Origin of the sequence: Pseudomonas sp. 57B-090624 (genome assembly GCF_003234055.1) — a bacterium.
Taxonomy (GTDB): Bacteria; Pseudomonadota; Gammaproteobacteria; order Pseudomonadales; family Pseudomonadaceae; genus Metapseudomonas; species Metapseudomonas tohonis.
This window is the reverse complement of record NZ_QKRU01000005.1, coordinates 138625-151732: the sequence shown is the minus strand read 5'-3', so window position 1 is coordinate 151732 and position 13108 is coordinate 138625. Positions and strand designations below refer to the sequence as shown.

Here is a 13108-nt window from a genome sequence, read left to right as displayed (position 1 = left end):
TGGTGGACATGGGGGTGCCTATAGGGAAGCTCTTGGAGCGCTTCTTGGAGCCTCCCATCAACATCACTACACCGCCTTCGGAAGCCGGTTAGAAGTTCCCTTCATCAACCGGCTATTCCGAATACCCATTTATTTCCGCACCCCGCACGTAGCCCGGGCTTCAGCCCGGGACAGCGCCGCATCAAAGCTTGGGGAACAAGTAAGTTAGGCCTGACCACGATGTAACCGGTGGGCTGAAGCCCACCCTACGCGCGCGCATCCAGCTTCAGGCTTCAGGCTTCAGGCTTCAGGCTTCAGGCTTCAGGCTCAAGCCTTACTCATCCTCGAAGTTGTAGCTGCCGGGCGCCAGGTTCTCGAAGCGCGAGTACTTGCCGAGGAAGGCCAGGCGCGCGGTGCCGAGGGGGCCGTTACGCTGCTTGCCGATGATGATCTCGGCGACACCCTTGTACTCGGTCTCGGGGTGGTAGACCTCGTCGCGGTACACGAAGAGGATGATGTCGGCGTCCTGCTCGATGGCCCCGGATTCGCGAAGGTCGGAGTTGATCGGGCGTTTGTTGGGGCGCTGTTCCAGGCCGCGGTTGAGCTGGGACAGGGCGATCACCGGGCAGTTGAATTCCTTGGCCAGGGCCTTGAGCGAGCGGGAGATCTCGGAGATCTCGTTCACCCGGCTGTCGCCGCTGGAACCCGGGATCTGCATCAGCTGCAGGTAGTCGACCATGATCAGGCCGATCTCGCCGTGCTCGCGGGCCAGGCGGCGGGTGCGTGCGCGCATCTCCGACGGCGAGATGCCGGCGGTATCGTCGATGAACAGCTTGCGGTCGTTGAGCAGGTTGACCGCGGAAGTCAGGCGCGGCCAGTCGTCATCGTCCAGGCGGCCGGCGCGGACCTTGGTCTGGTCGATGCGCCCGAGGGACGCGAGCATACGGATGACGATGGACTCCGAGGGCATTTCCAGCGAGTAGACGAGGATCGACTTGTCGCTGCGCATCAGCGCGTTCTCCACCAGGTTCATGGCGAAGGTGGTCTTACCCATGGACGGGCGGCCGGCGACGATGATCATGTCGGCCGGCTGCAGGCCGCTGGTGAGGTTGTCCAGCTCGTCGAAGCCTGTGGACAGGCCGGTGATGGCATCGCCGTTGTTGAACAGCTCGTCGATGCGGTCGATGGCCTTGACCAGGATGTCGTTGATCCCCACCGGGCCACCGGTCTTCGGACGCGCCTCGGCGATCTGGAAGATCAGGCGCTCGGCTTCATCGAGGATCTCCTCGCCGGTGCGGCCCTGTGGCGCGTAGGCGCTGTCGGCGATCTCGGTGCTGATGCCGATCAGTTGGCGCAGGGTCGCGCGCTCGCGAATGATCTGCGCATAGGCCTTGATGTTGGCCACCGAGGGGGTGTTCTTCGCCAGCTCGCCCAGGTAGGCCAGGCCGCCCACCTGGGACAGCTGCCCTTCCTTGTCCAGCTGCTCGGACAGGGTCACCACGTCGAAGGGTGCGTTGCGCTCGGCGAGCTTGAAGATGGCACGGAAGATCAGGCGATGGTCATGACGGTAGAAGTCGCCATCGGACACCTGGTCGAGTACCCGCTCCCAGGCGTTGTTGTCGAGCATCAGGCCCCCCAGCACCGCCTGCTCGGCCTCGATGGAGTGCGGTGGCACCTTGAGGGCGGAGGTTTCCAGGTCGAACTGTTCGGGAAGGCTGATTTCGTTCATGGGCTCGGGAATGCATGCGGTAGAAAGACAACGGGCACGTCACCGCTCTCGCAATGACGTGCCCGATTGTTAGCGTGCCCGCACCTGAGTGCAAGCATGCTCCGTCCGGTTGCCCGGACGCGCCGACTTAGGCAGCGATGACGATCAGCTTGACGGTCGCTTCAACGTCGGTGTGCAGGTGCACAGCTACGTCGTACTCGCCAACCTGACGGATGGTGCCGTTCGGCAGACGAACTTCGGACTTGGCAACCTCGACGCCGGAGGCGGTCAGGGCGTCAGCGATGTCGTGGGTACCGATGGAACCGAACAGCTTGCCTTCGTCACCGGCGGTGGCAGTGATGGTCACTTCCAGCTCAGCCAGTTGGGCAGCGCGAGTTTCAGCCGAAGCTTTCTTCTCGGCAGCCAGTTTTTCCAGCTCAGCGCGGCGAGCTTCGAACGCAGCGACGTTCTCGGCGGTAGCAGCGGTGGCCTTGCCTTGCGGCAGCAGGTAGTTACGACCGTAACCAGCCTTGACGTTCACCTTGTCGCCCAGGTTGCCCAGGTTGGCGATTTTTTCCAGCAGAATGATTTCCATTTGGGAATCCTCTTAACTATTAACCTTCACCGTTCGCGGGGCCGGCGCCGTTCTTGCGAGCCAGGCGTCCACGAAAATCAAACAGGCTGTCGATCACAGCCAAAAGACAGATCAAGTTCCCGATCAGCAGCACGGCCAGGTACAGCACTATCAGCCAGCCACCCGAGAGGCGCTTGAGGGCGATCAGCCCGTGCCCGAGGGCAGCACCTGCGAACAGCAGCGGCACGCTGCACAGCGGCCCGAGCAACGCGGCTCGTGCATCCAGCGCCGGGATCAGAATGCATCCCAGCAGCAGGGCCACGGCAACCGCGGGCCTCAGGCGCAGACTCCGGAATTCGCGACCGAAGCCGCCCGGGTTGTACAACGCCGCTTGCCAATAGCGCGCCAGCACCAGGCAGAGAAGACAGGTGGCCTGCAGCGAGGACGCCATGACCCCGGTCAGGGTCGGCACCATCGCGGCCTGCAACCTGTCGAGCTCCTCGCCCGACAGCTGGGCATCGCCGCGGACCTGGGCCAGCACCTTGGTGACCTCGGTCGCCAGCACCCCGATCATCTCGGAGTAGGCGTTGCCGAGCACCAGTGCGAACACCAGGCCCAATGCCACGCTGCCGATCAGCACATGGCTCCAGGACTCGCTGACGCGCAGGATCTGCGCCAGCAACAGGGTCCCGAGCAGGGCCAGCAGGATGCTCGGATCGCCCAGGTACCACCAGCACGCAGCCGGCAGTACCGCCCAGGCCAGGATGCCGGCGGCATCACTGAATCCCCTTCGCAACAGCACCAGGCTGCCTGCGGAGGCACTCAGCCAGAACAACAGCGGAACCAATGCAGCGCCGGCCACGGCCAGCGTTGCCTGCATGCGGCCTCGCATGGTGAATTCAGCCAGTGCGCGCATGCGATCTATCCCTTGAAGCGTCGACTACCCGGTCTCAACGGCCGTGGCTGTCGGTGTAGGGCAGCAGGGCCAGGTAGCGGGCGCGCTTGATAGCGGTAGCCAGCTGACGCTGATACTTGGCTTTGGTACCGGTGATACGGCTAGGAACGATCTTGCCGGTTTCGGAGATGTACGCCTTCAGGGTGTTGAGATCCTTGAAGTCGATCTCTTTCACGCCTTCAGCGGTGAAACGGCAGAACTTACGACGACGGAAGAAACGTGCCATGAACTTGGCTCCTCAATAGATCCGTGGATTACTCGTCAGCGTTGTCGCTGTCGTTGTCGCTGTCATCGCCATCAACGGCGGAGTCAGTTTCAACGCGCTCACGGCGCTCGCGGCGCTCGTTGCGGTTTTCCTCGGCCTTGAGCATCTCGGACTGGCCGGTAACGGCTTCGTCGCGACGGATGACCAGGTTGCGCAGGACGGCATCGTTGTAGCGGAAGTTGTCTTCCAGCTCGGCCAGGGCCTTGCCGCTGCACTCGACGTTCAGCATCACGTAGTGAGCCTTGTGAACGTTGTTGATTGCATAGGCCAGTTGACGACGGCCCCAATCTTCCAGGCGATGAATCTTGCCACCGTCTTCTTCGATCAGCTTGGTGTAGCGCTCGACCATGCCACCAACCTGCTCGCTCTGGTCCGGGTGAACCAGGAAGATGATTTCGTAATGACGCATAAATGCTCCTTACGGGTTGTAGCCTGCCAACAATGTGGTCAGGCAAGGAGTGAATGTTTCGTTTTGGCTTGCCGGCGAGGAAGGCGCGCGAGCGCCTGCCGGAGCGGCAAGGGGCGACATTCTAGAGAAGCGCCCAGGGCCGCGCAAGAAGAACTGGTGAATATTTGAACAGCAGCTGCAAGCTGCAAGCTGCAAGCTGCAAGCTGCAAGCTGCAAGCTGCAAGCTGCAAGCTGCAAGCTGCAAGCTGCAAGCTGCAAGAGCCTGGGGGATCGGCAGAATTCGTCAAGCCTCGGGCTTATTTAATTCCGCACTCTGGACGTAGCCCGGGCTTCAGCCCGGGAAAGCCCAACACCGGCCCGAACGCAGGGTGGACCACGCTTCACCGGTCCACCTTTTCGGAGTCACGCCGAACACCGCTCCGCGTGGGTTTCGCTCCGCTCTACCCACCCTACTTACAGGCTGCAAGCGAGGATGGCGGCGCCTACCCGCCCGATACCGCCCTTACTTGTCGCTTGCGGCTTGGCGCTTGGCGCTGCCCCGCTGGCGCACCGCCTCGAACAGGCAGACGCCCGTGGCGACCGAGACGTTGAGGCTGCTGACGCTGCCGGACATCGGCAGCTTCACCAGGTAGTCGCAGTGCTCGCGGGTCAGCCGGCGCATGCCCTTGCCTTCCGCGCCCATGATCAGCACGGTGGGGCCGGTGAGGTCCTGCTGGTAGAGCTCCTGCTCGGCCTCGCCAGCGGTGCCGACGGTCCACAGGCCCTTCTTCTGCAGTTTCTCCAGGGTGCGCGCGAGGTTGGTCACGGCGACCAGGGGGATCACTTCGGCGGCGCCGCAGGCCACCTTGCGCACGGTGGCGTTGAGGGTGGCGGACTTGTCCTTGGGCACGATCACCGCCAGGGCACCGGCAGCATCGGCGGTACGCAGGCAGGCACCGAGGTTGTGCGGGTCGGTCACGCCGTCGAGCACCAGCAGCAGCGGAGGCCCTTCGGCGCGCTCGAGCAACTCGTCGAGCATGTTCTCGCCCCAGACCTGGCTGGGGCTGACCTCGGCGACCACGCCCTGATGGACGCCTTCGGCCCACTCATCCAGCTCGCGCCGATCCTTCTGCCCGACGGGCACGCGGAACTGCCCGGCCAGGTCGAGCAGCGCCTGGACGCGCGGGTCATGCCGGCTTTCCGCCAGCCACAGCTGCTTGACCCGCTTGGGATGGTGACGCAACAGCGCTTCCACGGCATGCACGCCGTAGACCTTTTCCAACTCACTCATGGTTTGACCTTGGCTTTACTGTCGCCGGCGGCTTTCGGCTTGGGCGGCCCCTTGCGGTGTTTGCTCGGCTTGCCGGGCTTGTTCGCCGGCTTGGCCTTCTTCGGTTTGCCACTGCTCGGCTTGCCGTCGGGGGCCTTGGCGGCCGAGTCCTGGCCACCGGCACCGAAGGGCGCGCCCTTGGCGGGGCGGGACTGGCCCTTGCCAGCTTGCCCCTTGCTGCCGCGCGGCTTCTCGCCGCCCTGGCGGGCCTCGCTGAGCAGCGCCTGCTTCAGCGCACGACTGCGGCTGACATCGGTATTGCCGAGCATCTCTTCGGCCTGGGCCAGTATCTCCGGCGATACCGGGGGCAACGCCTGGACCTTGCCGGCCTTGCTGCGGCGCGGCGCCACGGCGACGCCCGGAGCCACCTGTTCGGGCTCGGGGTTGCGCGCAGCTTTCTTCGCCAGCGCAGCAGGCTTGCTACCCCGGCTGCGGGTCTTCGGCCCCTTGGCGGGCTTGACCTCGGGCGCGGGTGCCGACTTCTCGGCGCCCCGTTTCTTGCGGCCGACCGGCGCGCTGAGTGCATTCTCGGCCAGCTCGAAGTCGATCTTGCGCTCGTCCAGGTCGACGCGGGCGATCAGCACTTCGATCGGGTCACCGAGACGGAAGCTGCGGCCCGTGCGCTCACCGGAAAGGCGATGGTGGATCGGGTCGAAATGGTAGTAGTCGCCCGGCAGCGCGGTGACGTGCACCAGGCCTTCCACATAGATGTCGGTCAGCTCGACGAACAGGCCGAAACCGGTCACGGCGGAGATCACCCCGGGGAAGGTCTCGCCCACGCGCTCGCGCATGTACTCGCACTTCAGCCAGTTGGTGACATCGCGGGTGGCTTCGTCGGCGCGGCGCTCGGTCATCGAGCACTGCTCGCCCAGTTTCTCCAGGGCGGCCTCGTCGTACGGATAGATGCGCGCCTTGGGCATGGCTGCAGCGCCGGCCCGCTTGACGTGCGCGGTTTCGCGCTTGGAGCGGATCACGCTGCGGATGGCACGGTGCACCAGCAGGTCCGGATAGCGACGGATGGGCGACGTGAAGTGGGTGTAGGCATCGTAGTTGAGGCCGAAGTGCCCCTGGTTGTCGGCGCTGTAAACCGCCTGGCTCAGGGAGCGCAGCATCACCGTCTGGATCAGGTGGTAGTCCGGGCGCCCACGGATGGTTTCCAGCAGGGCCTGGTAGTCGCTGGGGGTCGGTTCGCCCTTGCCGCGATTGAGGGTCAGGCCCAGCTCGCCGAGGAACAGGCGCAGCTTGTCCAGGCGCTCGGCCGGCGGGCCGTCGTGCACACGGTAGAGCGAGGGGATGTCGTGGTCCTGCATGAAACGGGCGGTGGCCACGTTCGCGCAGAGCATGCACTCCTCGATCAGCTTGTGGGCGTCGTTGCGCTGGGTCGGACGGATCTCGGAGATCTTGCGGTCGGCACCGAAGACGATCCGAGTTTCCTGGGTCTCGAAATCGATGGCACCGCGCACCTGGCGCGCCGCCAGCAGCACCTTGTAGAGCTTGTAGAGCTGCTGCAGGTGCGGAACCAGTTGTGGAAGCTGCTGGGCGAGCTGCTGGCCTTCGACCGAGTCGGGCGTCTCCAGCAGTTGGCTGACCTTGTTGTAGGTCAGGCGTGCATGGGAGTGGATGACCGCTTCGTAGAACTCGTAGCCGGTCATCTTGCCGGCGCGGGAGAGGGTCATCTCGCAGACCATGGCGAGACGGTCGACCAGCGGGTTCAGCGAGCAGAGGCCATTGGAAAGCACCTCCGGCAGCATCGGGATGACTTTCTCGGGGAAGTACACCGAGTTGCCGCGCCTGGCCGCTTCCTCATCCAGCGCCGAGCCCACCTTTACATAGTGGGAGACGTCGGCGATGGCGACGAACAGACGCCAGCCACCACCCTTGCGGGCCTCGGCGTAGACGGCATCGTCGAAGTCGCGGGCATCTTCGCCGTCGATGGTGACGAGGGGCAGGTGGCGCAGGTCGATGCGCTTCTCCTTGTCCTTCTCGGCCACTTCCGGCTTGAGCTTGGCGGCTTCCTTGATCACGCCCTCGGGCCATTCATGGGGGATGTCGTAGCTGCGCAGGGCGACTTCGATCTCCATGCCGGGCGCCATGTAGTCGCCCAGCACCTCGACCACCTCGCCCTGGGCGACGCGGAAATTGCTCGGCCACTGCTCGATCTTCACCTGCACGAACTGCCCGTGCTTGGCAGCGCCCTGCTTGCCCTGGGGCACAAGGACTTCCTGCTGGATCTTCGGGTTGTCGGCGACCACGCGGGCGATGCCGCTCTCTTCGAAGAAGCGGCCGACCAATGTCTCGTGGGCGCGCTCGATCACCTCGACCAGGGCGCCTTCGCGGCGGCCACGACGATCGAGGCCGGAGACACGCGCCAGGGCGCGGTCGCCGTCGAACACCAGGCGCATCTGCGCGGGGCTGAGGAACAGGTCGTCGCTGCCGTCATCGGGGATGAGGAAGCCGAAGCCATCGCGATGACCGCTGATGCGGCCACGGATCAGGTCGAGCTTGTCGACCGGTGCATAGGTACCACGACGGGTATAGATAAGCTGGCCATCGCGTTCCATGGCGCGCAGGCGCCGACGCAACGCCTCCAGCTGATCCTCGGTGGTCAGACCGAACTCTTCGACCAGCTGCTCGCGGCTGGCCGGGGCGCCGCGCTCATCGAGTCGCTGCAGGATGAGTTCACGGCTGGGGATGGGGTTCTCGTACTTTTCCGCCTCGCGGGCGGCCTCGGGATCGAGGTTTTGCCAATCGGCCATCAGAGGGGATTCACCTTTTCATTCATAGTTATGTTTGCCATCTGTCTATTGAAGCGCGAAATCCGTTCAGCGGTCAGCTTTCATCCAAGAATAATTTTTTCACTGTCAGGGGTTTACAAGCAAAAAGTCGAACCGTATAGTTCGCGCCCACAGCGTTGCTGAGACGCTGTGAGTGCCCAGGTGGCGGAATTGGTAGACGCACTAGGTTCAGGTCCTAGCGGTGGCAACACCGTGGAAGTTCGAGTCTTCTCCTGGGCACCATTATTCAAGAAAGCGAGTCTTTTGCTCGTTTTCTCGCTTAGAGGGTAGCAGCACACCCTGTCGACAGAGTCGACCAAGTGCAGCAAAGAAGTCGATGAGCGATCATCGCAATGTGCCCAGGTGGCGGAATTGGTAGACGCACTAGGTTCAGGTCCTAGCGGTGGCAACACCGTGGAAGTTCGAGTCTTCTCCTGGGCACCACTATTGAACACAAAGCCGAGCTCTGCTCGGCTTTGTGCTTTCTGGCATCCAGGCATCAAGCCTTGAACTGACCGAGGCTGGATTTCAGCTGCGCCGCCAGGCCATCGAGCACGCGCCCGCTGCTGGCGGTGGCCGCCACGGCCTCCGCAGCCAGTCGCGCCTCGGCATGGATCACATCGACCCGCCCACGCACGGCATGCGCCCCTTCGGCCTGGTGCTCGGCTGCACGCGCGGCCGCACGAACCGCTTCGTGAACCCCTTCCACCGCCTGCTGCACGCTCTGCTGCAGGCGCTCGCTGTCACGCAAGGCGTCGATGCCTTCGGAGGCACGGGCGCGCGCCTGGGAAATCGCCGCGACCGCCTCCTTCGCCCCCTTCTGCAACGCGCCGATATGCGCCTGGATATCGCCGGTGGACTGCTGGGTCTTGCTGGCCAGCGCACGCACCTCGTCAGCCACCACCGCGAAACCGCGACCACTCTCTCCCGCCCGCGCCGCCTCAATCGCAGCATTGAGGGCCAGCAGGTTGGTCTGCTCGGCGATGCCATGAATGACCGAAAGCACCACCTCGATCTGCTCGCTCTGCCGCGCCAGGCGCTCGATCACCTCGGCACCGTTCTGCACGCGCTCCTCCAGGGTCTCGATCAGGCCGCCGACCTTGCGGGCGATGGCGGCGTTGTCCTGGGTCGCCTGGCGAATCTCGCCGACCTGCTGCAGCGCCGTCTGCATGGCCTGGCTCTCGGCCTGGGCCTCGGCGGTCATCTGCGCCAGGGCATCGAGACTGCCGGCCACCTCGTTGCGCTGGCGATCGGCAGCTGCCTCGGCCGCCAGGCTGCGCTCGGACAGCGAGCGGATCTCGCTGCCGGTGCGCACCGCCACATCACCCGCCTCACGCACGATGGGCTGTAGCTTGTCGATGAAGCGGTTCACCGCCGTGGCCATCTCGCCCAGCTCATCGGTACTGTCAAGCCGTACGCGCCGGGTGAGATCGCCCTCGCCGGCCGCCAGGTCGTTCAGGGCCGCGATCAGCAGGCGCAGGCGGTTGACCACGCGATGACCGAGTACCACGGCGAGCACCAGCAGCACGCCGAGCCCGACCAGCACCAGGGCCAGCCCGATGCGCCAGCGCAGTTCGTGGGCAGCGTCTTCGACGGTCTTCTGGGTGCCGGTGCTCATGCCATTGGCCGCCTCCTGGGCAGACTTGAGGCGGGCGGTCAGCACTGCGGTGCTGTCGGTCGCCGCACCGGAAAGGCTCTGCCCCACCAGTTCGCCACCGCTGGCGATCAGCGCACTGAAGCGGGAGTCCAGGGCCTTCAGCTGATCCTCGATGGTGGCGGTCGACACCCCCAGGCGCACCTTGCCGATCTCCACGCCGTTGGGGCTGATCGAGGCTTCGACCATGTACACGGACGGGTCGCTGGCAGCGGCGTTGAGCACCTTGTCCAGCGCGCGCTCGCCCTGCCCCTTGGCCAACAGCGCCTTGATCGCGGCATTCTCGCGATTGAGGTAGCGCGTGAGGTGCTGACCCTGGGCATCGTCATAGACCACGAACAGCACGTTGGGATTGCGCTGGGCGCGGCGGGCGAACTCGGAAAGCGTGGGGATGTCGTTGTCCCACATGGCGCGCGGCGCGACGGCAGCGAGCAATTGGGCGAGATCGGTGGCGGAGGCCTTGAGGTTCTCCTCCAGGGTGGCACGCAACTGCCCCTGCTCGGCCTTGAGGCGCTCGGAGAGAGAAGCACTCAGGCGCTCACGGGTCTTGCTGGAGAGGCTGGTCAGGCTGCCGGAGACTTCACGCCCCGCCTGCTCCAGCTCGCCCGACAGGCGGCGGGTGTCATCACCCAGGCGCCGACCGAGGTCCTCGACCAGCGAGTCGACCGTGCCCCGAGTCAGGGCAACGGCGACCACCACTTGCACCAGCAGGGAGATGCCGAGGGCGAGAAAGACGGGCCGCAGCAGGCGGCTTCTGAGCAGGGACAGGATGGCGGACACGACGATGCTCCTCTACGACCGTTCTTCTATAACGGCGACTTCAGGGATTTATAGAGGCCCAGCAAGGGACGTGCCGCAATATTTTCTTGCGTGCATGAAAAAGGGCCGCACGAGGCGGCCCTTCTTTTCGAGTCCGATGACTCAGGCGTACGGGTGACGCAGGACGATGGTCTCGTTGCGATCCGGCCCGGTGGAGATGATGTCGATGGGGGCACCGACCAGCTCCTCGATACGCTTGATGTAGGCACGGGCGGCCGCCGGAAGCTCTTCGAGCGACTTCACGCCAACGGTGGATTCGCTCCAGCCCGGCATGTCTTCGTAGACCGGCTGCAGGCCGATGTAGCTGTCGGCGTCGGTCGGCGCATCAACCATCACATCACCATTCTGGTCCTTGTAACCAACGCAGATGCGGATGGTCTCGAGGCCATCGAGCACATCCAGCTTGGTCAGGCACAGGCCGGAGATGCTGTTGATCTCGATGGCACGACGCAGGATGACGGCATCGAACCAGCCGCAACGACGGGCCCGGCCGGTCGTGGAACCGAACTCGTGGCCACGCTTGGCCAGGAAGGCGCCGGTCTCATCGAACAGCTCGGTGGGGAACGGGCCCGAACCCACGCGAGTGGTGTAGGCCTTGGTGATACCAAGGATGTAGTCCAGGTACAGCGGACCGAAGCCGGAACCGGTGGCGGTGCCGCCCGCAGTGGTGCTGGAGCTGGTCACATAGGGGTAGGTGCCGTGGTCGATGTCCAGCAGCGAGCCCTGAGCACCTTCGAACATGATGTAGGCGCCCTGCTTGCGCAGCTCGTGGAGTCGGGCGGCGACGTCGGTGATCATCGGCTCCAGCAGGTCGGCGTAGCCCAGGGCCTCGTCGAGGGTCTTCTGGAAATCGACGGCCGGCTCCTTGTAATAGTTCTGCAGGACGAAGTTGTGGTAGTCCAGCAACTCGCCGAGCTTGGCGGCGAAGCGCTCGCGGTGGAACAGGTCGCCGATGCGCAGGCCGCGACGAGCCACCTTGTCTTCATAGGCCGGGCCGATACCGCGGCCGGTGGTGCCGATCTTGGCATCGCCACGAGCCTTCTCACGCGCCTGGTCGAGGGCGACGTGGTACGGCAGGATCAGGGTGCAGGACGGGCTGATGCGCAGGCGCTCGCGCACCGGTACGCCCTTTTCCTCGAGTTTGGTGATCTCGCGCATCAACGCATCCGGCGCGACGACCACGCCGTTGCCGATCATGCACTGCACGTTCTCGCGCAGGATGCCGGACGGGATCAGGTGGAGCACGGTCTTCTCGCCGTCGATCACCAGGGTGTGACCGGCATTGTGGCCGCCCTGGTAGCGCACGACAGCGGCTGCCTGATCGGTCAACAGGTCGACGATCTTGCCTTTGCCCTCATCACCCCACTGGGTGCCCAGGACCACGACATTCTTACCCATAACACTTGTCCTCTTCGGAAGCTCGATGCCGGCAACGGCCGGCGGGAAAACCTTTAGGAAACCAGGGGCGCAACCTGCCAGCGCCCATCACGCAGGCACAGCTGGCGGTCGCAACCCACCTCCTGCGCACTGTCCACATCCTGCCCCGGCAATGCCTGGACCACGCGCTGGCCTTCGCCGCGCAGGCGCTTCACGGCCTGCCAAAGGTAGACGTCATGGACGTCGGGCGCCCAGATTCCGGTCGGGACTTCATCCAGCTCCATCCGCCCCAGGGTGACCAGGGTCTTCAGGTCGGTGGAGAACCCTGTCGCCGGACGGGCGCGACCGAAATCGGCGCCGATGTCGTCATAGCGACCACCCTGGGCGATGGACTGGCCCTCGCCCGGCACGAAGGCAGCGAACACCACGCCCGTGTGGTAGTGGTAGCCACGCAGCTCGCCCAGGTCGAAATACAGGGGCAGCTCGGGGTAGCGGAGCTCCAACTCGTCGGCGATGGCGATCAGCTCGTCGAGCGCGACGTGCACCTCGTCCGGCGCATCCATCAGCACACCCTGGGCAAGTTCCAGGACCTGGCGGTCGCCACAGAGCTCGGCGAGCGCGCGCAGCATGGAAGCCAGCTCGCCAGGCAGGGACTCGGTCAGTTCGGCGACCTCGTCGACGGCCTTGCGCTGCAGGGCGTCGAACAGCTGCTGCTCGACCTCGCCGGACAGCTCTGCGGCACGGGCGAGGCCACGGTAGATACCGACGTGGCCGAGGTCCATGTGCACGTCGGGCACATCGGCAAGCTCAAGCATCTCCAGCATCAGGCTGATGACTTCCACATCGCTCGCCGGGCTGGCGTCGCCATAGAGCTCGGCGCCCAGCTGGATCGGGCTGCGCGAGGTGGAAAGCGCACGCGGCTTGGCATGCAGGACGCTGCCGGCATAGCACAGGCGGTTCGGCCCCTCACGACGCAGCGTGTGAGCATCGATGCGCGCCACCTGCGGCGTGATATCGGCGCGGAAGCCCATCAGGCGGCCGGATTGCGGGTCGGTCACCTTGAAGGTGCGCAGGTCCAGGTCCTGGCCGGCACCGGTCAACAGGGACTCGAGATATTCGATGTGCGGGGTGACCACGAAGTCGTAGCCCCAGCGCTGGAACAGGTCCAGCACCTGGCGGCGGGCTGCTTCGATGCGCGCCGCTTCGGGCGGCAGTACTTCTTCGATTCCATCTGGCAGCAGCCAGCGATCTACCGTTGCCATTACGCCATTCCCCTCTCAGCCGG

General features: G+C 64.8%; 10 protein-coding genes, 2 tRNA genes and 1 pseudogene. 2 read left to right on the top strand and 11 right to left on the bottom strand.

Features of this window, described 5'->3' with window-relative positions; translation table 11 throughout:
- Positions 1-313: 313 nt before the first annotated feature.
- From dnaB to rnr, 7 genes are all read right to left on the bottom strand, one after another.
- Positions 314-1708 carry a replicative DNA helicase gene (gene dnaB / locus DMX10_RS04055; RefSeq protein WP_111259902.1) on the bottom strand — a complete coding sequence of 465 codons (1395 nt, stop codon included), beginning with the start codon at positions 1706-1708 and terminating at the stop codon, positions 314-316.
- A 127-nt stretch (positions 1709-1835) separates the two neighbouring features.
- On the bottom strand, positions 1836-2282 hold the full coding sequence (gene rplI, locus DMX10_RS04050) for a 50S ribosomal protein L9 (protein WP_111259901.1): 447 nt from the start codon (positions 2280-2282) through the stop codon (positions 1836-1838).
- Positions 2283-2301: 19 nt separating this feature from the next.
- Positions 2302-3177, bottom strand: coding sequence for a hypothetical protein (locus DMX10_RS04045; protein ID WP_111259900.1), 876 nt, complete (start codon positions 3175-3177; stop codon positions 2302-2304).
- Positions 3178-3211: 34 nt separating this feature from the next.
- On the bottom strand, positions 3212-3442 hold the full coding sequence (gene rpsR / locus DMX10_RS04040; protein ID WP_003452992.1) for a 30S ribosomal protein S18: 231 nt from the start codon (positions 3440-3442) through the stop codon (positions 3212-3214).
- Positions 3443-3470: 28 nt separating this feature from the next.
- On the bottom strand, positions 3471-3890 hold the full coding sequence (gene rpsF / locus DMX10_RS04035) for a 30S ribosomal protein S6 (RefSeq protein ID WP_111259899.1): 420 nt from the start codon (positions 3888-3890) through the stop codon (positions 3471-3473).
- Between the two features lie 502 nt (positions 3891-4392).
- A complete protein-coding gene (gene rlmB / locus DMX10_RS04025) occupies positions 4393-5160 on the bottom strand; it encodes a 23S rRNA (guanosine(2251)-2'-O)-methyltransferase RlmB (protein WP_111259897.1) in 768 nt (255 codons plus the stop codon).
- Positions 5157-7955 carry a ribonuclease R gene (gene rnr, locus DMX10_RS04020; RefSeq protein ID WP_111259896.1) on the bottom strand — a complete coding sequence of 933 codons (2799 nt, stop codon included), beginning with the start codon at positions 7953-7955 and terminating at the stop codon, positions 5157-5159. The genes rlmB and rnr overlap by 4 nt, the downstream gene beginning before the upstream one ends.
- Before the next feature lie 174 nt (positions 7956-8129).
- On the opposite strand from rnr, the gene DMX10_RS04015 reads away from it, so the two are divergent.
- Positions 8130-8216: transfer RNA gene (locus DMX10_RS04015), tRNA-Leu, on the top strand.
- A 114-nt stretch (positions 8217-8330) separates the two neighbouring features.
- Positions 8331-8417, top strand: a tRNA-Leu gene (locus DMX10_RS04010).
- Positions 8418-8472: 55 nt separating this feature from the next.
- Here the strand turns inward: DMX10_RS04010 and DMX10_RS33525 are convergent.
- The 4 genes and pseudogenes from DMX10_RS33525 to DMX10_RS03995 all read right to left on the bottom strand — a co-directional run bounded on the left by DMX10_RS33525 (position 8473) and on the right by DMX10_RS03995 (position 13085).
- Positions 8473-9357 (bottom strand): methyl-accepting chemotaxis protein, encoded by an 885-nt coding sequence (locus DMX10_RS33525; RefSeq protein WP_371921676.1) that lies wholly within the window; start codon positions 9355-9357, stop codon positions 8473-8475.
- A pseudogene (locus DMX10_RS33520) lies at positions 9331-9591 on the bottom strand (HAMP domain-containing protein); the annotation flags it as partial. The gene DMX10_RS33525 and the pseudogene DMX10_RS33520, both read right to left, overlap by 27 nt.
- A gap of 957 nt (positions 9592-10548) precedes the next feature.
- On the bottom strand, positions 10549-11844 hold the full coding sequence (locus tag DMX10_RS04000; protein WP_111259894.1) for an adenylosuccinate synthase: 1296 nt from the start codon (positions 11842-11844) through the stop codon (positions 10549-10551).
- A gap of 53 nt (positions 11845-11897) precedes the next feature.
- On the bottom strand, positions 11898-13085 hold the full coding sequence (locus tag DMX10_RS03995) for an ATP phosphoribosyltransferase regulatory subunit (protein WP_111259893.1): 1188 nt from the start codon (positions 13083-13085) through the stop codon (positions 11898-11900).
- Positions 13086-13108 lie beyond the last annotated feature (23 nt).

Excerpts from the sequence above, each read along its gene's own strand:
- dnaB (WP_111259902.1), bottom strand. The coding sequence starts at position 1,708 with ATGAACGAAATCAGCCTTCCCGAACAGTTCGACCTGGAAACCTCCGCC.
- rplI (WP_111259901.1), bottom strand. The coding sequence starts at position 2,282 with ATGGAAATCATTCTGCTGGAAAAAATCGCCAACCTGGGCAACCTGGGC.
- DMX10_RS04045 (WP_111259900.1), bottom strand. The coding sequence starts at position 3,177 with ATGCGCGCACTGGCTGAATTCACCATGCGAGGCCGCATGCAGGCAACG.
- rpsR (WP_003452992.1), bottom strand. The coding sequence starts at position 3,442 with ATGGCACGTTTCTTCCGTCGTCGTAAGTTCTGCCGTTTCACCGCTGAA.
- rpsF (WP_111259899.1), bottom strand. The coding sequence starts at position 3,890 with ATGCGTCATTACGAAATCATCTTCCTGGTTCACCCGGACCAGAGCGAG.
- rlmB (WP_111259897.1), bottom strand. The coding sequence starts at position 5,160 with ATGAGTGAGTTGGAAAAGGTCTACGGCGTGCATGCCGTGGAAGCGCTG.
- rnr (WP_111259896.1), bottom strand. The coding sequence starts at position 7,955 with ATGGCCGATTGGCAAAACCTCGATCCCGAGGCCGCCCGCGAGGCGGAA.
- DMX10_RS33525 (WP_371921676.1), bottom strand. The coding sequence starts at position 9,357 with ATGGCCACGGCGGTGAACCGCTTCATCGACAAGCTACAGCCCATCGTG.
- DMX10_RS04000 (WP_111259894.1), bottom strand. The coding sequence starts at position 11,844 with ATGGGTAAGAATGTCGTGGTCCTGGGCACCCAGTGGGGTGATGAGGGC.
- DMX10_RS03995 (WP_111259893.1), bottom strand. The coding sequence starts at position 13,085 with ATGGCAACGGTAGATCGCTGGCTGCTGCCAGATGGAATCGAAGAAGTA.